General features: G+C 36.8%; 17 protein-coding genes and 1 pseudogene. All 18 read right to left on the bottom strand.

From position 1 onward, the window contains the following. Positions 1-78: 78 nt before the first annotated feature. The 18 genes and pseudogenes from K6959_RS06060 to sucC all read right to left on the bottom strand — a co-directional run bounded on the left by K6959_RS06060 (position 79) and on the right by sucC (position 21,292). The gene (locus K6959_RS06060; protein ID WP_163240156.1) at positions 79-1,782 is read right to left on the bottom strand and encodes a proline--tRNA ligase; all 1,704 of its coding nucleotides are present in this window, start codon (positions 1,780-1,782) and stop codon (positions 79-81) included. 57 nt (positions 1,783-1,839) lie between these two features. Further along, a complete protein-coding gene (gene rseP, locus K6959_RS06055; protein WP_223087925.1) occupies positions 1,840-3,102 on the bottom strand; it encodes an RIP metalloprotease RseP in 1,263 nt (420 codons plus the stop codon). A gap of 16 nt (positions 3,103-3,118) precedes the next feature. Beyond that, a pseudogene (dxr, locus tag K6959_RS06050) lies at positions 3,119-4,264 on the bottom strand (1-deoxy-D-xylulose-5-phosphate reductoisomerase). A 46-nt stretch (positions 4,265-4,310) separates the two neighbouring features. Then, positions 4,311-5,096 carry a phosphatidate cytidylyltransferase gene (locus K6959_RS06045; protein ID WP_163240150.1) on the bottom strand — a complete coding sequence of 262 codons (786 nt, stop codon included), beginning with the start codon at positions 5,094-5,096 and terminating at the stop codon, positions 4,311-4,313. Positions 5,097-5,160: 64 nt separating this feature from the next. After that, positions 5,161-5,937 carry an undecaprenyl pyrophosphate synthase gene (locus K6959_RS06040; RefSeq protein WP_163240148.1) on the bottom strand — a complete coding sequence of 259 codons (777 nt, stop codon included), beginning with the start codon at positions 5,935-5,937 and terminating at the stop codon, positions 5,161-5,163. Positions 5,938-6,352: 415 nt separating this feature from the next. Then, complete coding sequence (gene frr, locus K6959_RS06035; protein WP_163240146.1) at positions 6,353-6,910, bottom strand: ribosome recycling factor; 558 nt, start codon at positions 6,908-6,910, stop codon at positions 6,353-6,355. Beyond that, positions 6,910-7,635: a UMP kinase gene (gene pyrH / locus K6959_RS06030; protein WP_163240145.1), complete on the bottom strand. Its 726-nt coding sequence runs from the start codon at positions 7,633-7,635 to the stop codon at positions 6,910-6,912. The genes frr and pyrH overlap by 1 nt, the downstream gene beginning before the upstream one ends. 162 nt (positions 7,636-7,797) lie before the next feature. Next, complete coding sequence (gene tsf / locus K6959_RS06025; RefSeq protein WP_163240143.1) at positions 7,798-8,679, bottom strand: translation elongation factor Ts; 882 nt, start codon at positions 8,677-8,679, stop codon at positions 7,798-7,800. A gap of 163 nt (positions 8,680-8,842) precedes the next feature. Next, positions 8,843-9,547, bottom strand: coding sequence for a 30S ribosomal protein S2 (rpsB, locus tag K6959_RS06020; protein ID WP_163240141.1), 705 nt, complete (start codon positions 9,545-9,547; stop codon positions 8,843-8,845). Positions 9,548-9,940: 393 nt separating this feature from the next. Further along, a complete protein-coding gene (gene codY, locus K6959_RS06015) occupies positions 9,941-10,720 on the bottom strand; it encodes a GTP-sensing pleiotropic transcriptional regulator CodY (RefSeq protein WP_163240139.1) in 780 nt (259 codons plus the stop codon). Positions 10,721-10,818: 98 nt separating this feature from the next. Next, complete coding sequence (gene hslU / locus K6959_RS06010; RefSeq protein ID WP_163240137.1) at positions 10,819-12,222, bottom strand: ATP-dependent protease ATPase subunit HslU; 1,404 nt, start codon at positions 12,220-12,222, stop codon at positions 10,819-10,821. Positions 12,223-12,240: 18 nt separating this feature from the next. Next, complete coding sequence (gene hslV / locus K6959_RS06005) at positions 12,241-12,786, bottom strand: ATP-dependent protease subunit HslV (RefSeq protein WP_163240135.1); 546 nt, start codon at positions 12,784-12,786, stop codon at positions 12,241-12,243. A gap of 20 nt (positions 12,787-12,806) precedes the next feature. Next, positions 12,807-13,706, bottom strand: a complete 900-nt coding sequence (gene xerC / locus K6959_RS06000) for a tyrosine recombinase XerC (RefSeq protein ID WP_223087924.1) — start codon at positions 13,704-13,706, stop codon at positions 12,807-12,809. Positions 13,707-13,768: 62 nt separating this feature from the next. Further along, positions 13,769-15,073, bottom strand: coding sequence for an FADH(2)-oxidizing methylenetetrahydrofolate--tRNA-(uracil(54)-C(5))-methyltransferase TrmFO (trmFO, locus tag K6959_RS05995; protein WP_163240130.1), 1,305 nt, complete (start codon positions 15,071-15,073; stop codon positions 13,769-13,771). A 251-nt stretch (positions 15,074-15,324) separates the two neighbouring features. Further along, positions 15,325-17,400: a type I DNA topoisomerase gene (gene topA / locus K6959_RS05990; protein WP_223087922.1), complete on the bottom strand. Its 2,076-nt coding sequence runs from the start codon at positions 17,398-17,400 to the stop codon at positions 15,325-15,327. A gap of 553 nt (positions 17,401-17,953) precedes the next feature. Continuing rightward, positions 17,954-18,835 (bottom strand): DNA-processing protein DprA, encoded by an 882-nt coding sequence (gene dprA, locus K6959_RS05985; protein WP_163240126.1) that lies wholly within the window; start codon positions 18,833-18,835, stop codon positions 17,954-17,956. Positions 18,836-19,161: 326 nt separating this feature from the next. Next, the gene (gene sucD / locus K6959_RS05980) at positions 19,162-20,064 is read right to left on the bottom strand and encodes a succinate--CoA ligase subunit alpha (RefSeq protein ID WP_163240124.1); all 903 of its coding nucleotides are present in this window, start codon (positions 20,062-20,064) and stop codon (positions 19,162-19,164) included. A gap of 67 nt (positions 20,065-20,131) precedes the next feature. Further along, the gene (gene sucC / locus K6959_RS05975) at positions 20,132-21,292 is read right to left on the bottom strand and encodes an ADP-forming succinate--CoA ligase subunit beta (RefSeq protein ID WP_163240122.1); all 1,161 of its coding nucleotides are present in this window, start codon (positions 21,290-21,292) and stop codon (positions 20,132-20,134) included. Positions 21,293-21,378 lie beyond the last annotated feature (86 nt).

The raw sequence follows: 21,378 nt of genomic DNA, 5'->3' as shown, positions 1-21,378 counted from the left end.
ATATCCATTGTATAGAATCAATCTTTATCCAAAAATAAACAGGTACCTTTTCATTGGATACCTGTTTTTCAAGAATAATTATTTGTTTTTAAATAGTTCTGCTAATGTAGAAAGAAGTTCATCTTTATGAATTTCTATCATTTCGCCGCTTTTTCGGATTTTCAGTTCTACCATTCCTTCAGCCGCTTTTTTTCCGATCGTCATCCGAACTGGTAAGCCGATTAAATCTGAATCAGCAAATTTAACACCAGGACGTTCTTTCCTATCATCAAATAATACGTCATAACGATTTTCACCTAACAGATTATATAACTCTTCTGATAGCTGTCGTTGCGTGTCATCTTTCATGTTAATTGGGATTAAGTGTACGTCATATGGAGCAATATCAACTGGCCAAATAAGCCCGTTCTCATCATTAAATTGCTCTGCAATTGCCGCGACGATACGTGAAACACCAATTCCGTAACAACCCATTATCATCGGCTTTGATTTTCCATTCTCGTCTAAAAATGTTGCATTCATCGCTTCACTATAACGGGTTCCAAGCTTAAAGACATGTCCTACTTCAATTCCCTTGGCAAACTTAATCGTTCCTTGTCCATCAGGAGATGGATCGCCTTCTTGAATAAAGCGCAAATCGACAAATTTGCTTACGTTAAAGTCACGTCCAACATTAACATTTACGAAATGATAATCCTCCTCGTTTGCGCCACAAACACCATTTACAATTGCTTCAACTGCATGATCAGCGACAATCTCCAAATCACTTACATGAACAGGACCTAATGATCCTACCGAACATCCTAGTACTTCTTTCGTTTCATCTGCTTCCGCTAACTCAACAATCTGTGCTTCAAATAGATTTTTCAGCTTAATATCATTCACTTCATGATCACCGCGGACAAGAACGAGTACATATTTGTCATCTACTTTAAACAGAAGCGTTTTAATACATTTTTCTTTCGGAGTATTTAAAAATGAAGAGATATCTGCAATTGTTTTTTGCTGCTTTGTCTCGACCTTTTGCAATTCTTTTATTGTTTCATTGCTTTTGTCATACTTCGTAATAACAGGCGCCATCTCAATATTAGCAGCGTAATCTGAAGAGTCAGAGTAAGCAATCGTATCTTCTCCTACTTCCGAAAGAACCATAAATTCATGTGTGTCTTTTCCGCCCATCGCTCCTGAGTCGGCAATTACTGCTCGGAAATTTAGCTGGCAACGCGTAAATATATTAGCATAAGCCTGAAAAATCTTTTTATATACTTCATCTAGGCTCTCAGTGTTTGCATGAAAAGAATATGCGTCCTTCATGACAAATTCCCGACCGCGTAAAAGTCCAAATCTCGGTCTTTTTTCATCACGAAATTTTGTTTGGATTTGATATAACGTAAGTGGTAAACGTTTATATGATTTTACTTCATCACGAACGATACTTGTTATTACTTCTTCATGGGTTGGACCGAGGGAAAATTCCCGTCCGTGCCGATCTTTAAGTCGGATTAATTCCGGGCCATAGGAATACCAGCGCCCCGATTCTTGCCATAGCTCGGCTTGCTGTAATGCAGGCATTAACAACTCCACTCCACCTGCGCGATCCATTTCCTCGCGAACAATTTGCTCTACCTTTTGAAGAACTTTTTTTCCAAGTGGTAAAAAACTGTAAACCCCACTTGCATTTTGCCGAATAAAACCAGCTTTTAACAATAATTGATGACTTCTTATTTCAGCATCAGCCGGAACCTCTCTTAAAGTAGGGATAAGGGTCATACTTTGTTTCATCTCTATACACCTCTTCAAATCCTAATCAATTGTAAATAAATAGTTGTTAATGCTGTTTTACAAAAAGAAACGTTGAATATCATTCCAAGTAACGATTAACATTAACAACATTAACAGAGCTAATCCGATAAAATGAACCATTCCTTCTTTATGTCGGTCAATCGGTTTCCCTCTTACCGCCTCTACAGCGAAAAATAGAAGTCGGCCACCGTCAAGGGCTGGTATCGGCAGAAGATTCATAATTCCAAGGTTGATGCTTAAAATCGCTGCCCATTTCATTAAGTAAAAAACCCCAGATTTCGCTACTGTGTCTGTTGAAACATAAATCCCAACTGGACCTGAAAGCATATCAATCGAAAATTGACCTGTAACGAGTTTTCCTAGAAGAAAGATAATTTCTTTCGTCCAATAGTATGTTTCTTGAAATCCATAACTAATTGCTTTTAATGGTGATTTTTCAACCGGATTAAAAACACCGATCAAACCGTATTTTTTTCCTTCATCAATTACTTGTTCAGTAGGAGTGACCGGGATTTCTAGCTCTTTCCCGTTACGCTCTACATAAAATTCAAGCTCATTCCCCGGATTTTTGCGAATCATTTCAGTAATATCTTCCCAGCTTGTTATGTCTGAACCATCAATACTTCGGACAATGTCCCCTTCCTTTAAGCCTGCTTTTTTAGCTGCACCATCCTCAGTAATTTTTCCTAGAATTGGTTCATTTATAGGTACACCTTGCATAAATGCAAGCAGAATAAAAACGACTAACGCTAAAATGAAGTTCATCATCGGACCTGCGAAAATAGCCATTGTTCTTTGGCCAAGCGTTTTTGAAGCAAACTGACGATCATACGGCGCGATTTGTGTTTCGATACCATTTTCAATTAAAGATGCATCCCGGCTAATCTTAAACGTCTTTAGCGTTTCATCATCGCCGTCTACATAACCCTTAATCGTTAAGTCATGTTCAATATCTGCATCCTCTACTTCCATAATTCGTGCTTCCGGGTACTTTACTTTATTATTTAAAATAATTTTATGAACCGTTTCATCGCTTTTAAATATTAATCCGACACGATATCCAGGTTTGATTTCGACCATTTCTGGGTCTTCCCCCGCCATGCGAACAAAACCACCGATAGGCAGAAGGCGAACCGTATATAATGTTTCATTTTTTTTAAAGGAAAAAATTTTCGGTCCAAAACCAATTGCAAACTCCCGGCAAAGAATCCCTGCCCTTTTTGCAAAAATAAGGTGCCCGAGCTCGTGAAAAAAAACGAGAGCGCCGATAATAATAATAAAGGCTATTACTGTTTCCACATAAATAACCACCTTTTTATAGGAGTGAATGTACAAATTGACGAGTTTCTTGATCAACTTCTTGAATAACTGATAAACTCGGATTTTCTATTGCTGTATGATCCATCAATGCTTTTTCGATTAATGTTTCTATTTCTAAAAAAAAAGTATTTTACCGCTAAGAAATGCAGCGACAGTAACTTCATTTGCAGCATTTAAGACTGTAGGCATTGTTCCGCCAGTTTTTCCAGCCTCGTATGCAAATTGTAAACAGCGGAAACGCTCAAAACTAAGCTGTTGAAAATGGAGCTTTCCGATTTCCGCTAAGTTTAAGCGATTGGCTGATTGAAGAGGTAAACGGTCCGGATACGATAATGCGTATTGAATTGGAACGCGCATATCAGGTGTGCCTAACTGTGCAATGATACTGCTATCATGAAATTCTACGAGAGAATGAATGATACTTTCCTTATGCATTAAACAGTCAATTTTCTCATAGGGAAGAGAGAATAGCCAATGTGCTTCAATGACTTCTAGTCCCTTGTTCATCATTGTAGCGGAGTCAACTGTAATTTTTGCCCCCATTGACCAGTTTGGATGATTTAAAGCTTCTTCAACCGTTACATGTTTCAATTCTTCTCTCTCTTTATCGCGAAAGCTTCCGCCAGAAGCAGTTATAATGAGCCTTTGAATATTCTTTTCCTTTTTTCCCTTGAAGAGATTGGAAAATTGCTGAATGCTCACTGTCCACCGGCAAAAGTGCAACTTTATTTCGTTTAGCGGCTTCCATTACTAGATGTCCAGCAGTAACAAGCGTTTCTTTATTTGCAATTGCAATTGTTTTCTTGGCTTCTATTGCTTGTAAGGTCGGATACAATCCCACACTGCCTAAGACAGCATTTACTAAAATATTCGCCTCATCAAAAACAGCTACTTCAGTTAAGCCCGTTTCTCCATATGTAAATTTTATTTTTGGAAATTCTAGCTTCAAGCTTTCATATGCAGCTTTATCTTGCACAGAAACAAGTTTTGGATTAAATTGTTTCATAATTTTTCTTGCTAATTCCACATTATGACCGACAGACATCGCAACAAGCTTAAATTGGTCAGCATGCTCCTTAATAACTTGTAAAGTTTGTGTGCCAATTGAACCAGTTGCTCCTAACAAACTTATCTTTTTCAAAAAGCTCCACTCCTATTTATAAAAAAAAAACATTGCTTTCTTTTGACTACAGATGCAAAAAGTGTAATAACGGCAGAACAAACAATAAGCTATCAAACCGATCTAATACCCCACCATGTCCAGGTAAAATATTACCAGAATCTTTAACATTGTAATGCCTTTTTAAAGCGGATTCAACTAAATCACCTATTTGTCCAAAAACAGATAACAATACAGTAAGAATCAGTAATTTTGGAATTGAAACATTTATATCTGTAAAGACTAAAAATAGCAAGGCTGCGATAATTGCGCACACAATTCCACCAATAGAACCTTCTATTGTTTTTTTTGGACTTATTTCTGGCCACAGCTTATTTTTTCCTAAAGAACGGCCAATAAAATATGCCCCTGAATCTGTTGAAAAAATAACGATTAATGAATAGAAGATATAAGCTAATCCAGCTTCTCTCGTTTCAATTAAATAATAAAAACCTATGCCGATATACAAAATTGCTAATGTTGAAAATGCAACATCATCGAATGTAAAGCGATTTTTCGTTACGACTGTATATGTTAAAAACAGCAGGACAGCTAATAGTGCTAGTTCTATTTTTGTATAGTTTATCTCATCAAGAAAATGCTGATATTGTTTCGGCAGCAAAAAGATCCAAAGAAGGGCTAAAGAGATAAAGCCCGGTACTGAGAATATGCTCAGCTTTCTCATCTTTAAAAGTTCATAAAGACCAATGGATGCTACTAAATATGTTGCTGCAACGAACGGTATTCCACCATAGATGATGATCGGTAATAGTAATGCTAGTGCGACAATCGCTGTCACAATTCTTTGCTTCATTTCATTTTCACACCTTTTTCTCTATCTAATTGTCAGTGAAATAAACAGATATGTTCTCCATATTTTAAACTCCCCCAAAACGTCTTTGTCTGTTTTGAAATGCTGCAATTGCTTCAAGGAAATGTGTCTCGCTGAAATCCGGCCATAATACATCTGTAAACCAAAATTCTGTATAGGCGAGCTGCCATAACATAAAATTGCTTAAACGAATTTCACCGCTTGTTCGAATTAAAAGATCCGGATCAGTTAATCCCGCTGTCATTAAATATTTGGAAAACATTTCTTCACTTATTTCAGTTTCGTTCATTATACCACTTTTGTAATCATTTAAGACATGTTTTATTGCTTCTAAAATTTCTGCTCTACTTCCATAATTCAAAGCAAAGTTTAAAATTAATCCTGTATTATTCTTCGTATCATTTATCGCCTTTTCTACAGCCGATAAAGTATGCTTCGGCAAATTCTCTTTATAGCCGATCATTTTAACTTGTACATTTTCTTCAACAAGCTCAGGAAGAAAAGTTCCTAAAAATTCTTCAGGAAGCTTCAATAAATAGTCTACTTCCATTTTAGGACGTTTCCAATTTTCTGTTGAGAAAGCGTATAATGTTAATGTTTTAATGTTGAGATTGCTTGCTAACTTGGTCACTTTTCGGACAACCTTCATTCCTTCATGATGTCCAGCAATTCTCGGCAAAGCTCTCTTCTTTGCCCATCTTCCGTTTCCGTCCATAATAATCGCTATATGTGAAGGAAGTGGTTGCTGCTTTATTTCTAAAATTTTTTCTTGGAGATCAGAAGAATGACTTCGATTCTTCCATCGCTTAATTTTATTCAACATAAGACTGGTCCTCCAAATGGGTTACCTACCCTCCAGTAAATAATGGATCCCCATCAATATCAATTGTTAAAGTTAGGGTAAACGCTTCTCAGACTGTAAATAAAAGGTGCTACAATTGTTCTTGGAGAGCCCTTTGTCTAACAATGTGAGAAGATTATTTAAATGTCTTCTCAAGCTTCGACAAAGTCAGAAGCCCGAGGGTCAGACATCCCTATTTTATTATCATACCAAAAAAATAAACAGATATCTTCATAAAAGTTTATGTATAAATGTGAAAAGTAAGAATAACAACTTTAAGATTCAGTTAGACAAAAAAACCCCCTATATAAAGAGGGTCTTCTCGTTATAAAAAGTGTTTTTGTTCTTACTTATTTAAAATGGTAGACCGTGTTACTGTAAAACATGATTCTGATAATTAAACTTCCATGATCTCATTTTCTTTTTCTTTTGTAACTTGGTCAATTTTCCCAATATACTCATCAGTTAGCTTTTGGATGTCGTCTGTGTATCCACGCAGGTCATCCTCAGTTATATCACCATTTTTTTCAAGCTTTTTCAATTCTTCATTTCCATCACGACGAATGTTGCGGATCGCAATCTTCGCGTCTTCCGCTTCTTTTTTAACAACCTTTACGAGTTCTTTACGTCGTTCTTCTGTTAATGCCGGAATAACAATTCGAATAAGATTTCCGTCGCTTGTCGGATTTAAACCTAAATCTGATTTTAAAATTGCTTTTTCTATTTCACCAATGACTGTTTTGTCGTAAGGCTGAACAACTAACATCCGCGCTTCTGGAGTTGAAATAGAAGATAATTGATTAATCGGTGTTGGTGCACCATAATAATCAACAAAAATTTTATCTAATAAAGCCGCATTTGCTCTTCCAGCACGAATACTAGCCAATTCGCGTGTATAAGCTTGGATTGCTTTTGTCATTTTATCTTTTGCGGTTGATATGACTTGTTTCGGCATTATTTTTTCCCCCTTACAATTGTTCCGATTGTTTCACCCATTACGGCGCGTTTAATATTTCCTTGTTCCATAATTGAAAAAACGATTAAAGGAATGTTGTTATCCATACATAACGAGGATGCTGTTGAATCCATTACAGCTAATCCATCTTTTAAAACATCTAAGTAGGATAGCTCTTCGTATTTTTTAGCATTTTTGTCTTTAAGAGGATCAGCAGAATATACACCGTCTACATTGTTTTTCGCCATTAAAATAACATCTGCCTCTATTTCTGCAGCACGTAATGCAGCTGTCGTATCAGTTGAAAAATACGGATTACCTGTCCCTGCTGCAAAAATAACAACACGTTTTTTTTCTAAATGACGGATTGCACGACGTCGAATATACGGTTCAGCAACTTGTCGCATTTCAATGGATGTTTGAACCCTAGTTTCGATTCCTAACTGTTCTAGGCTATCTTGCAATGCTAATGAGTTCATTACGGTAGCAAGCATCCCCATATAATCTGCTGTTGCTCTGTCCATCCCCATTTCACTACCAACTTTTCCGCGCCAAATATTTCCGCCACCTACAACAACGGCTACTTCAACATCTAATACGGCAATTTCCTTTACTTGTTCAGCAATTGATTTTATGACTGATGGATTAATTCCGAAGCCTTGTTCTCCCGCCAATGCTTCTCCACTTAACTTTAAAACGACACGTTTATATTTTGGGCTGCTCATAAGAACCTCCATATGTAGTTTAAGGTGTTGTCATATTTCTTAAAACAGGGAACACAGTGTGTTCCCTGTATACTAAATATTTACCTCTGTTTCGTCTAGCTGTGCCCTCTTACGGCTCGAATAAAAGCAGCTGTTTAAAAGGACTTTTTCATAAGCTATTTATTATTTTTTAACTTGGTTCATTACTTCCTCAGCAAAATTATCTTGGCGTTTTTCAATGCCTTCTCCTACTTCATAGCGAACAAACTCACGAACAGTTCCGCCTTTTGATTCAACAAATTGACGTACTTTTAAATCAGGGTTTTTAACAAATGCTTGGTCAAGAACACAAACTTCCTCAAAAAATTTGCTTAAACGGCCTTCAACCATTTTCGCAACAATTTTTTCCGGCTTGCCTTCATTAAGTGCTTGTTGTGTTAATACTTGACGCTCACGCTCTACTTCTTCTTCAGAAACTTCGTCGCGTGATACATATTTAGGGTTTAAGGCAGCAATATGCATTGAAATGTCTTTCGCTGCTTCTCCATCGGTCGTTCCTTCTAATACAGATAAGACAGCAATGCGTCCTCCCATATGAAGATATGCGCCGAATACATCTTCGTCTGTTTTTGTTTTTACTTCGAAACGGCGAAGAGAGATTTTCTCTCCAATTTTTGCAATTGAAGCATTAATATATTCAGAAACAATTGTCCCGTCTTCCATTTTTTGAGCAAGCGCTTCATCTACTGAAGCAGGTTTATTTGCAAGTAGTTGTTTTGCTAATGTCTTTACAAGTTCTTGGAAACCTTCATTTTTTGCTACAAAGTCTGTTTCTGAGTTTACTTCAAGAATAACAGCTTCATTTCCTTCAGATAAAATATATGTAGTACCTTCAGCAGCGATGCGATCAGACTTTTTCGCAGCTTTCGCAATCCCTTTTTCACGAAGAAAATCGATTGCTTTTTCTAAGTCTCCATTTGTTTCTTGAAGCGCCTTTTTACAATCCATCATTCCTGCGCCTGTTTTTTCACGAAGTTCCTTTACCATTTGAGCTGTAATGGCCATGTATAACTCCTCCTTATATTAGTAAGCATCAAAATACAAACCTTCACTATTTTCTTCAAAAAAAGGTGATAAAGGGAAACTCCCCTCTTATCACCTTTATCCTCTGTAATCGTTCAAGTGCCAAGCTGCATTAAAAACGCTTGATCCTTGCAAGGTAAAACATTTAAGCAGTTGTAGTAGTTTCTTCTCCTTGTTTCGCTTCTAAGATCGCATCTGCCATTTTACCTGTTAAAAGTTTAACAGCACGAATTGCATCATCGTTTGCTGGAATGACATAATCAATTTCATCTGGGTCACAGTTTGTGTCAACAATTCCTACAATCGGAATGTGTAATTTATGTGCCTCTGCAACTGCGATGCGCTCTTTACGAGGATCAATAATGAATAGAGCATCAGGCAACTCTTTCATTTCTTTAATACCGCCAAGGAATTTTTCTAAACGTTCTTGTTCTTTTCTCAATTGAACAACTTCTTTTTTAGGCAAAACATCAAAAGTTCCGTCTTCGGCCATTTTTTCGATATCTTTTAAACGTTGAATACGCTTTTGAATTGTTTCAAAGTTTGTCAACGTTCCACCTAACCAGCGTTGGTTTACATAATACATTCCAGAACGTTCAGCTTCATCTTTAACAGAATCTTGAGCTTGTTTTTTAGTACCGACAAAAAGAATTTTCCCGTTGTTACCAGCAAGCTCCTTAACAAAGTTATAAGCTTCTTCAACTTTTTTTACTGTTTTTTGAAGATCAATAATATAGATGCCGTTACGCTCAGTAAAAATATATTTTTTCATTTTTGGGTTCCAACGGCGAGTTTGATGACCGAAGTGAACTCCGGCTTCAAGTAATTGCTTCATTGAAATAACTGACATGCTTGTTCCTCCTATTGGTTTTAGTTTCCTCCGCCTACATCATTTTTAAACAGTAACTGTTTTTAAAAAACAGCACCGACTGTTTAAATCCATAGGCGTGTGTATTAACACCATTTCATAATATAGCACATGTATTATTGACAATCAAGTTATTCCTATTCATTAATACGAATTTTTTACATTATTTTAATGTTTTAGAAATGCGCTAAGATTGCTCTTCATCATAAACTCATTAAAAGCCCCCCACCTAATCAAAAAGTTAGCTGAGGGGAAATTTAACTAATTTCACACTATTCGACAAACGAGTTCTATGAGTCCTTCCTTATGCTGTGTACATTGAGACAAGCGTCTTTAAACAGTATTTAAAACTATTTGCTTTTCTACAAGCTATAACTAGTTTGCTTTTAATTTTTCAAGTTCAACTAAAAATTTATCATTTAATACTTTTATATAAGTACCTTTCATTCCAAGTGAACGAGATTCGATCACCCCAGCGCTTTCTAGTTTTCGTAACGCATTTACGATAACAGAACGTGTAATCCCTACTCTATCAGCAATCTTCGAAGCAACTAACAGTCCTTCATTTCCATTCAATTCTTCAAAAATATGTTCAATTGCCTCTAACTCACTATATGATAAAGAGCTAATTGCCATTTGAACAACCGCTTTGCTTCTGGCTTCTTCTTCAATTTCTTCAGCTTTTTCCCGCAATATTTCCATTCCAACAACGGTAGCCCCATATTCTGCCAAAATAAGATCATCATCATGAAATTTTTCCGTTAACCGTGCCAATATCAATGTTCCTAACCGCTCTCCGCCGCCATTTATAGGTACGATTGTTGTTAATCCTGTCTTGAATAAGTCTTTATTCTCAACTGGGAAAGCTGTATATTCACTTTCTACATCAAGGTTCGGTGAAGTCTCTTGAATATTAAATAAGTTTTTTGTATATTTTTCAGGAAATTGGCGATCTTCAAGCATCTTTTTCATCCGCTCATTTTCAATCTGCTGATTGACTGCGAAGCCTAATAGCTTTCCGCGGCGGCTAACGACAAATATATTAGCTTCAATTACATCACTTAATGTTTCCGCCATTTCTTTAAAATTGACTGGTTTTCCTGCTGCTTTTTGTAACATTGCATTAATTTTTCTTGTTCTCGTTAATAAGTCCATTGTTTCTTCCTCCTATATACTGCGAAGCATTATCCCTTATAATTATTATTTCGATCTTAGTAATGTTTAATCGTTTTCTTCCACTAAAAATAGATCTCTTAGAGGATAAACTGGCTTAAATCTTTATTTCTTGAAATCGCACCAAGCTTATCTTCTACATACTGTGGTGTAATCTTAACATTTCCCATTGAAATGTCTGGCGCTTCAAATGATAAATCTTCAAGTAGTTTTTCTAAAATAGTATGCAAACGCCGAGCCCCGATATTATCAGTGTTCTGGTTAACTTCATAGGCTACTTCTGCAATTCTACGAATAGCATCGTCAGAAAATTCAATTTGTATACCTTCTGTTTCTAACAATGCTTGATATTGTTTAATGATTGCGTTATTTGGTTCGATTAAAATTTTCGTAAAGTCGTCGACCGTAAGCTTCGTTAACTCAACTCGAATTGGAAATCGCCCCTGTAATTCTGGAATTAAGTCGGATGGCTTTGCCATATGGAAGGCGCCAGCAGCAATAAATAACACGTGGTCTGTTTTAACTGGCCCATATTTCGTTACGACTGTTGATCCTTCAACAATAGGTAAAATATCCCTTTGAACACCTTCACGTGAAACGTCTACGGAAGAATTCCCTGAATTTTTACTAGCAATTTTATCAATTTCATCAATGAAAATAATCCCCATTTGTTCCGCACGATGAATCGCTTCCTGAGTTACTTCATCCATATCGATCAATTTTTGCGCCTCTTCATTTGTTAATATAGTACGCGCTTCTTTTACAGTTAGCTTACGCTTTTTACGCTTCTTTGGCATAAAACTGCTTAACATGTCCTGCATATTCATTCCCATTTGTTCCATGCCAGATCCTTGAAGCATGTCAAACATAGAAGGCTGCTGCTCTTCAACATCGACAGTAACTGTTTCATTTTCAAGTTCGCCTAGTTCAAGCTTTGTTTTTACTATTTTCCGTTTTTCTTTAATAGACAGCTCTTCACTGCTTTGCGTCTGTTCTTCTTGTTGATGATTTCCACCGCCAAATAGCATTTCTAATGGGTTTTTATAGTTACTTGATTTTTTATTAGATGGAACAAGGAGTTCGACGATTCGACCGTTTGCCTGCTCCTCAGCACGTCCTTTGACAACTTGCATTTTTTCTTCTTTCACTAAACGGACAGAAGTTTCAATTAAATCTCGCACCATTGATTCAACATCACGTCCTACATAACCAACCTCTGTAAATTTAGTGGCCTCCACTTTTACGAACGGAGCACGCACTAGCTTTGCTATCCGCCGAGCTATTTCCGTTTTCCCTACCCCGGTAGGGCCAATCATCAATATATTCTTTGGAATTATTTCATCCCGAAGCTTTTCACCGAGTAAACTGCGGCGATACCGGTTTCTTAATGCTACCGCAACTGCCTTCTTAGCATCCGTTTGACCGATAATAAATTGATCGAGTCGTTCAACTATTTGCCTTGGGGTTAAATTAGTCGTACTCATTTTCGACCTTCACTCCTTTCAAGATAATTCTTCAACGATAATATGTTCATTTGTATAGACACAGATTTCCGCCGCAATTTCTAATGCGGCCTTTGCAATATCTTTTGCAGACAAACTACTTCCACTGTATTTTTTTAACGCGCGACCAGCTGATAAAGCATAATTGCCTCCAGATCCGATCGCTAAAATTCCATCATCTGGTTCAATTACTTCACCTGTTCCCGAAACTAGAAGTAAACTATCTTTATTCATAACAATTAACATTGCTTCTAGACGGCGAAGCACTTTATCACTTCTCCATTGTTTCGCAAGCTCTACTGCAGCACGCTGCAAATTCCCATTAAATTCTTCAAGTTTTCCTTCAAACATTTCGAACAATGTAAAAGCGTCAGCTACAGAACCAGCGAAACCCGCCAATACACGTCCATTAAATAATTTGCGCACTTTTCTTGCTGTATGTTTCATCACAACTGCATTTCCAAACGTTACTTGGCCATCTCCTGCCATCGCACATTTGTCATTATGATGAATGGCGAAAATCGTCGTTGCATGAAATTGATCCATTAATAAACCTCCTTTAGGAACTAAGCCCTTGGGTGATAAGTCATATATGTCCTTCGCAAATGTTCATTTGAAACATGGGTATACACTTGTGTGGAAGACAATGACGCATGGCCAAGTAATTCCTGAACAGTTCGCGAATCCGCTCCGTTATTTAACAGATGAGTCGCAAACGAATGTCTTAACATATGCGGATATATCTTCCCATTTAATGCTGTTTTTTTTATCATCTTATCTAAAATAGTGCGAATTCCTCTTGCTGTTAATGGTTCACCTCTAAAGTTCACAAATAGAGCATGATGATCTTCAGACTTACGGATTAATTGGTTTCGGCCATCCTCTATATATAATCGGAGTGAATCGCTGGCGAAACGACCAAAAGGAACATAACGCTCTTTATGACCTTTTCCTTTAATTAATACAGTTCCTAAAGACATATCAAGGTCGTGTATGTGAATTTGAACACATTCGCCTACACGGATTCCAGTCCCGTACAAAACTTCAAGCAATGCTTGATTTCTTTGTCCAAGAGGTGTTGTTACATCACACACTTTGAATAGCTGTTGAAGTTCTTCCTCATAAAAAAAAAGAGGTAAGCGACTTTCACTTTTAGGTAAAGAAATGAGAGCTAATGGGTTTTCAGTAACTACTTTTTCCCTCAAGAGAAATGTAAAGAAACTTCTTAAGCTTGAGATTTTACGAGCAATCGATTTTTTTGCTAACTTTTTCTCGTAAAGTTTTGTTAAAAAAAGTCTCACATCAAAATCCGTAACATCATTTAAATCTTTAATTGTTTGCTCAACCATGAACATAAAGAATTCACTAATATCACGATGATAATACTCAACTGTATATTGTGAACAATTTTTTTCAATTTGTAAATATTGAATAAATAACTTTAAAGAAACGTTCACATTTCCCAAAAGTATTCACCTCATTAAGGCCACTAAATATTATCATAATTAAGCGGCCATTGCAATAAAATTTACATATTTTTCATAAATTTCTGAATTGTTTGTAATGCTCTTGTTGCGTGTTGTTCATTGCGTTCTTTTTTTCCTTTAATTTTCATATTTAGTTCAGGAAGCAAACCAAAGTTTATATTCATCGGCTGAAAATTATCGGGATTTGCAGTTGCGATGTATCTAGCTAAACTTCCAATAGCTGTTTCATGAGGAAATTCAATCGGAGTTTGCCCTGCCACTATACGCGCTGCATTTATTCCAGCAATTAAACCACTAGCCGCAGATTCAACATACCCTTCGACACCTGTCATTTGTCCAGCAAAAAACAAGTCTTCTCTATCCTTTAACTGATATGTAGCTTTCAAAACTTTTGGTGAATTAATAAACGTATTGCGATGCATGACACCATAACGAACAATTTCTGCATTTTCTAAGCCTGGAATAAGACGAATGACTTCCTTCTGCGCTCCCCATTTTAAATGAGTTTGAAAACCGACAATATTATAAAGTGTTCCAGCCGCATCATCCTGCCGTAATTGAACAACTGCAAATGGTCTTTTTCCAGTATGAGGGTCTTCTAATCCAACTGGCTTCATCGGACCAAAAAGCATCGTCTTTTTACCGCGAAGAGCCATGACTTCTATCGGCATGCAGCTCTCAAAAAATATTTCCTTTTCAAATTCCTTTAACGGAGCAGTCTCAGCATTGATTAATGTGTCATAAAAGCGATCAAATTCTTCTTCTGTCATTGGACAGTTTAAATAAGCTGCCTCCCCTTTATCATAGCGAGATTTTAAATATACTTTACTCATGTCAATACTTTCTTTTTCAATAATCGGTGCAGCTGCATCATAAAAGTATAAATAATCTTCCCCTGTTATTTTTCGCAAACTCATTGAAAGTGCTTTGCTCGTTAATGGGCCAGTAGCTATAATTGTCGGTCCTTCAGGAATATCCACTACTTCTTCATGGACAACAGTGACATTTGGATGGCTTTTAACTTGTTTAGTCACCATTGCGGCAAATTCGTGCCGGTCAACTGCCAACGCTCCTCCAGCTGGAACAGAACTTGAATCAGCTGCTTTTACAATACAAGAGTCTAATAGCCGCATTTCTTCTTTTAAAACACCAACTGCGTTTGTTAAAGAATTGGCTCTTAATGAATTGCTGCACACGAGCTCTGCAAATTTGTCTGTATGATGAGCGGCTGTTTGCTTAACTGGTCTCATTTCATATAGGAAAACTTTTACACCTCGCTGTGCTATTTGCCATGCAGCTTCACTTCCTGCCAGTCCAGCTCCGATCACTTTAACTGCTTCTTTCATTTTACGTACCTCCAGTGGCTCTTATGACTTAACTTTTTATGTTCAAAAAAGCATATAAAAATATATATTACAATTAGAAAAATATGTTCAATCATCCATCTTGCATTCTACACTACGTTCTCATAAGAAAAAAGTTTCAAGCACCAAACTATTAGAAGTTAGATGTCACACTTTTTATTTTTCCCCCAACAAACAAGAATAGCAAACTACTGATGAAAAGACAATATAAAAGGGTGAGCTTGAACTCACCCTTAACTTTGCTGTTTTTCTTTATAATCACATTCAGTACACTGTACTTGAATACCTTTTTTAAGTTTCTTTTCAACGAGCAATCCTTCGCATTTTGGACAGCTTCTTGAAATTGGTTTGTCCCACGAAATAAAATCGCAATTTGGAAAGGTATCACAGCCGTAAAAGATTCGCCTCTTTTTGCTTTTTCTTTCAATAATATTTCCTTCCTTGCACTTCGGACATTTAACACCAATTTCTTTGACGATTGGTTTTGTATTCCGACAGTCTGGGAAATTACTGCAAGCCATGAACTTACCATATCGTCCCATTTTAAAGACCATTGGATTCCCGCACTCTTGACAGTCTTCTCCAGCTGGTTCATCTTTAATTTCTACTTTTTCCATTTCCTTCTCAGCTTTTTCTAAACGAGGCTCAAAATCACGATAAAAGTGATCGATGATGGCAACCCAATTTTCTTTCCCTGCTTCAACATCATCTAAATCTTTTTCCATTTTAGCTGTAAATTCGACGTCGATAATTTCTGGAAAAAACTCCAAAATTAGCCCCATAACTATTTCACCGAGCTCGGTCGGAACGAAACGTTTATTTTCTAGCGCTACACATCCGCGCTTTTGTATCGTATCAAGTGTAGGCGCATAAGTGGATGGACGACCAATTCCTAATTCTTCTAAAGCTTTAACTAACCGTGCCTCCGTATATCTTGGAGGAGGTTGAGTGAAATGCTGCTTCGGATTAATATCTTTATTAAATATTTTATCTCCTACTTTTAAATCTGGCAGCAGTCCATCTTTTTCTTCAATTTGATCATCGCTTCCTTCAACATAAACCTTCATAAAACCAGGAAACTTTACAGCAGAACCGGTCGCACGAAATACAACCTCTCCATTTTGTAAATCTACACTCATTGTATCCATTACAGCTGGGCTCATTTGGCTTGCTAAAAACCGCTCCCAAATTAACTTGTATAATCGGAATTGATCTCTTGATAAAAACTGTTTCATCTTGCTCGGTTCACGTAAGCTGCTCGTCGGTCGAATCGCTTCGTGGGCATCTTGGGCATTCACTTGTTTTTTTTCTCTTTTAACCGCACCTTGATAATATTCCTTGCCGAAAGCAGATTCAATATATTCTCGAGCTTCCGTTTGAGCAATTTCTGATACTCTTGTTGAATCTGTTCTCATATAAGTAATTAACCCGACTGTCCCTTCCTTTCCAAGATCTATTCCTTCATAGAGCTGTTGGGATAACATCATTGTCTTTTTAGCACGGAAATTTAATTTACGCGCTGCTTCTTGCTGTAAAGAAGAAGTTGTAAACGGAGGTGCCGGATTACGTTTCCTCTCTTTTTTCGTTACAGTTGTTATAGTAAAAAAGTTGTCTGATAATTTATTTAATATATTTTTAACTTCTTCTTCTGATTGCAGCTCAAGCTTTTTGGCACCAATTCCATAAAAAGCTGCTTCAAAAGTTTCTTTACCTTTTAAAAAGTCCCCTTCAATTGTCCAATACTCTTTAGGCTCAAAACTTTTAATTTCTTTTTCTCTTTCAATAATGAGCCTTACGGCAACAGATTGAACACGGGCAGCACTAAGTCCTTTTTTCACCTTCTTCCAAAGCAAAGGACTAATATTGTAGCCAACTAATCGGTCTAATATGCGCCGAGCTTGTTGAGCATCAACCAAATCCATGTCGATTGGCCGCGGGTACTTAAAAGATTCTTTAATGGCATCTTTCGTAATCTCATTAAATACTACACGGCAGTTTGATGTTGTATCAAGATTTAAGCTATTTGCAAGATGCCATGCAATCGCTTCTCCTTCACGGTCAGGGTCAGCTGCAAGAAAAATTTTCTTTGCTTTTTTTGCTGCGGTCTTGATTTCCTTTAATACCGGTCCTTTTCCTCTAATCGTAATATATTTTGGTGCGTATTGATTTTCTATATCAATACCCATTTGGCTTTTCGGCAAATCACGAATATGACCCATTGAAGCCTTAACTTTATATTTTTTTCCTAAATATCGTTCTATCGTTTTTGCCTTTGCAGGCGATTCAACAATTACTAAAAAATCTGACATTCAGTAATCCTCCTTAAGAGGGAAAATTATTTGTGTTTATTATTAAGCAGTTATTGGCTGACTAATTAGAACTATGCAATCTAGTAATGACGAAAATGCTATTATTCATCTCGCTTTATCATAAAATGAATGTTATGACAAAAGAAACGGATGGAACAAACGGTTGAAAGCGTCTACAATACTTCTCCTAATGCAGCTTGTTTTCTGGTAAATAAAAAAATATTATTTTATACGCCTTATTTCTTTAGTAAATATCCCTTATTATTAAATAACTTTCTTTCGTTTGTCAAATAACATTTTTAAAGTTTGCTGCCATAAATGAGGTTTGCCTTGCTTATAAATGAACAATTTCTTCCCTATTTTTTCTAAGAAATCGATATACAAAAGGGATTTAATTAAAAAAAATGATCGAAATCTTTTTCTAACACCTGTTGCAAAATGTATAACAGATTATCAATAATTTCAACTATTTTGATGTATTATTTTATAATACAGTAAAAACGGCTTATAAAAAGAATCTTTTTAATGTCTGTTATAGGATATGATCTAAACTTTAAGCACGAATTGTTAGTTCTTCCAAAATATCTAAAGGGGTGATCACTAATTTTGCTCCTTTTTGAATAAGCTGATTTGTACCAATTGAAAACGGACTCATAATCTGACCTGGCAGGGAGAAAACTTCTCGTCCTTGTTCTAAAGCGTAATCTGCTGTAATTAGTGCTCCGCTTCTTTTTTTTGCTTCAATAATTAACACCCCTCTGGAAAGACCGCTAATAATTCGATTCCTCATCGGAAACTGCCAACGGACAGGCCTTGTATGAGGAGGGTATTCAGACAGAATTAAATGTTGATCCATTATTTTTAAAGCCAAGTTTTCATTTTCCTTAGGATATATATGATAAAATCCCCCTGCAATCACTGCAATTGTTTTACCTCCTAAATTTATTGCTGTTTGATGAGCGTATGAATCTATTCCCCTCGCTAGACCGCTTACAATTAAAAATTCCTTTTTTATAAGCTCCGGGAATAACATATTAATAGCTTGTCTACCGTAACTCGATCCTTGTCTTGAACCTACTACTGCAAGCTTAAGATTATTTGTAAGTAATTTCATATCTCCTTTTACATAGAGAATCCAAGGAGGCTGAAAAATCTCTTTTAATAAAGGGGGATAACATTTATCAAAAATAGCGACTATTTCAATGTTTTCTGTATAATAGTGGTGAATTTTGTTAAGAAGGCGATCCGAATGTAAGTCGAGAAGTGTTTGCTTAGATGTTAAAGGGGGTAAATGTAGTAGTTGCTTTAAATCATATTCTGTAAGATTATACATCGTTTTTAATGTCGGGTCATGTTTTAATAAACGAAAAATTGACTTCCAGCCAATTCCGCGACAATGGTGCAAATGTACAAGACGCGATTTTACATCTTCCACTTTAATTCCTCCAATATTTTTTTATCTTGCAAACTTTCCTTAAAGAATTATTTCATTTTATAGGGAATTTACATAGTTGGTGGCTGAGTGAAGGTGACAGTCGAGGTTTAAAAAATTTCTCAGTTCATTGTCAGTTTGTAAAACAATAGTTTGATAGCTGAATCAATCGCCCTTTTTATAAAAAAGGACTCAGACTGTTATTGAAACGCTTGCATTTTTCGTTGTTAGCTAAGAATCTAGTTCTATTCGCCTCCATTGATTAATAAGCGCTTACAACCAGTCTGAGAAAATCATTTTAATATTTGAATCGATATATTCTTTTAATATTAATGAGTTTTACACTTTTCATATAGACCTTTTTCTTTTATAACAGAGATTAATGTGTCTCCAATGACTGAAGGTGTATCTGCGACTTTAATCCCACATTCGTTCATGACACGAATTTTCTCATCAGCCGTTCCTTTTCCGCCAGAGATAATCGCTCCTGCATGCCCCATCCGTTTTCCTGGAGGAGCCGTACGTCCGCCAATAAAGCCGACAACGGGCTTAGTCATATTGTCTTTTACCCAGAGGGCAGCTTCTTCCTCAGCTGTTCCGCCGATTTCACCAATCATAATGACTGCATATGTTTCAGGATCCTCGTTAAATGCTTTTAAAACATCGATAAAGTCTGTGCCATTAACAGGATCGCCACCAATTCCTACTGCAGACGTTTGACCAATACCAGCTTGTGTTAATTGGTGAACTGCTTCATAAGTTAACGTCCCAGAGCGGGAGACAACTCCAACATGACCTTTTTTATGAATATAGCCTGGCATAATTCCAATTTTACACTCGTCAGCCGAAATAACACCAGGACAGTTCGGACCGATCAGACGCGTTTTCTTTCCTTCCATGTAGCGTTTTACCTTTACCATATCAAGTACAGGGATATGTTCTGTAATGCAAATTGCAAGTTCCAACTCTGCGTCAACAGCTTCCATTATTGCATCCGCTGCAAAAGGAGCTGGGACATATATTACCGAAGCATTTGCGCCAGTCGCTTTTACTGCTTCATCTACTGTATTAAAAACCGGCACCCCTTCTACTTCTGTGCCACCTTTACCAGGCGTTACCCCTCCGACAATTTTTGTACCGTATTCAAGCATTTGTTTTGTATGGAAAAGGGCTGTAGAACCAGTTATCCCTTGAACAATCACTTTAGTATCCTTATTAACAAAAACACTCACAACTTTTCCCGCCTTTCTTTGTTTACCTTGCCCTTAACGCTCTGGCAAGGAGCGATATAACACACTGTTAACCTACTAGTGAAACAATCTTTTGTGCACCGTCAGCCATTGATTCTGCCGCTACTATGTTTAGACCTGACTCTTTAAGAATTTGTTTGCCCAAGTCTACGTTCGTTCCTTCTAGACGAACAACGAGAGGTACTTTTAATTCAACTTGCTTTGCTGCTTCAACGACTCCTGTAGCAATAATGTCACATTTCATAATTCCACCGAAAATATTAACAAATATTCCTTTAACATTTTGATCTGAAAGGATAATTTTAAATGCTTCCGTTACCTTTTCAGCTGTTGCACCGCCCCCTACATCTAAGAAGTTTGCAGGTTCGCCGCCATAATATTTGATAATATCCATTGTTGACATTGCGAGTCCAGCACCATTTACCATACAGCCAATGTTTCCATCAAGCGAAATATAGCTTAAATCGTATTTAGACGCTTCTATTTCTTTCGGATCTTCTTCATCAAGATCGCGATATTCAACAATATCTTTATGGCGATAAAGTGCATTATCGTCAAAGTTTAGCTTTGCATCTAGTGCCATTACTTTACCGTCACCCGTTACGACAAGAGGATTAATTTCTGCAATTGAGCAGTCTTTTTCTACGAAAGCTGTATATAAACCAATCATAAATTTAACTGCTTGGTTTACTAACTCTTTCGGAATGTTAATATTAAAAGCTATCCGTCTTGCTTGGAATGGCGTTAATCCAACAACTGGATCGATTTGCTCCTTAAAGATTTTTTCAGGAGTTTTTTCAGCAACTTCTTCGATTTCAGTTCCACCTTCTTCAGATGCCATTAAAACCACTCGAGATGTTGCCCGATCTAGTACAAGACCTACATAATACTCCTTCTTAATGTCGCAGCCTTCCTCGATAAGAAGTCGTTTTACTTCTGTACCTTCTGGACCAGTTTGATGTGTTACAAGTGTTTTCCCTAAAATTTCACTAGCATATGTACGTACTTCTTCTAAATTTTTAGCAACCTTTACACCGCCAGCTTTTCCTCTTCCGCCTGCATGAATTTGTGCTTTTACAACACATACTTCTGTGCCTAGCTCTTTTGCCGCTTCAACAGCTTCCTCTACTGTAAAAGCTACTTTTCCGTTTGGAACCGTCACCCCGTATTTTCTGAGGATTTCTTTCCCTTGATACTCATGGATATTCATTTTCCATCCTCCTATCAAAACTCATCAATAAATACACTGCGCTTTCATTTTATATAATGACACATATATTGTCTACCTTTATCGAA

Origin of the sequence: Bacillus aquiflavi (genome assembly GCF_019915265.1) — a bacterium.
Taxonomy (GTDB): Bacteria; Bacillota; Bacilli; order Bacillales; family Cytobacillaceae; genus Bacillus_BT; species Bacillus_BT aquiflavi.
Note: the sequence above shows the minus strand (reverse complement) of the source record. Positions and strands in the feature narration are given on the sequence as shown.

What these genes read in the sequence shown, in the direction of transcription:
- frr (WP_163240146.1), bottom strand. Translation starts at nt 6,910, where the DNA reads ATGCCGAAACAAGTCATATCAACCGCAAAAGATAAAATGACAAAAGCA.
- hslV (WP_163240135.1), bottom strand. Translation starts at nt 12,786, where the DNA reads ATGGATCAATTTCATGCAACGACGATTTTCGCCATTCATCATAATGAC.
- codY (WP_163240139.1), bottom strand. Translation starts at nt 10,720, where the DNA reads ATGGACTTATTAACGAGAACAAGAAAAATTAATGCAATGTTACAAAAA.
- tsf (WP_163240143.1), bottom strand. Translation starts at nt 8,679, where the DNA reads ATGGCCATTACAGCTCAAATGGTAAAGGAACTTCGTGAAAAAACAGGC.
- K6959_RS06040 (WP_163240148.1), bottom strand. Translation starts at nt 5,937, where the DNA reads ATGTTGAATAAAATTAAGCGATGGAAGAATCGAAGTCATTCTTCTGAT.
- K6959_RS06045 (WP_163240150.1), bottom strand. Translation starts at nt 5,096, where the DNA reads ATGAAGCAAAGAATTGTGACAGCGATTGTCGCACTAGCATTACTATTA.
- rpsB (WP_163240141.1), bottom strand. Translation starts at nt 9,547, where the DNA reads ATGTCAGTTATTTCAATGAAGCAATTACTTGAAGCCGGAGTTCACTTC.
- sucC (WP_163240122.1), bottom strand. Translation starts at nt 21,292, where the DNA reads ATGAATATCCATGAGTATCAAGGGAAAGAAATCCTCAGAAAATACGGG.
- pyrH (WP_163240145.1), bottom strand. Translation starts at nt 7,635, where the DNA reads ATGAGCAGCCCAAAATATAAACGTGTCGTTTTAAAGTTAAGTGGAGAA.
- K6959_RS06060 (WP_163240156.1), bottom strand. Translation starts at nt 1,782, where the DNA reads ATGAAACAAAGTATGACCCTTATCCCTACTTTAAGAGAGGTTCCGGCT.
- topA (WP_223087922.1), bottom strand. Translation starts at nt 17,400, where the DNA reads ATGTCAGATTTTTTAGTAATTGTTGAATCGCCTGCAAAGGCAAAAACG.
- hslU (WP_163240137.1), bottom strand. Translation starts at nt 12,222, where the DNA reads ATGAGTACGACTAATTTAACCCCAAGGCAAATAGTTGAACGACTCGAT.
- trmFO (WP_163240130.1), bottom strand. Translation starts at nt 15,073, where the DNA reads ATGAAAGAAGCAGTTAAAGTGATCGGAGCTGGACTGGCAGGAAGTGAA.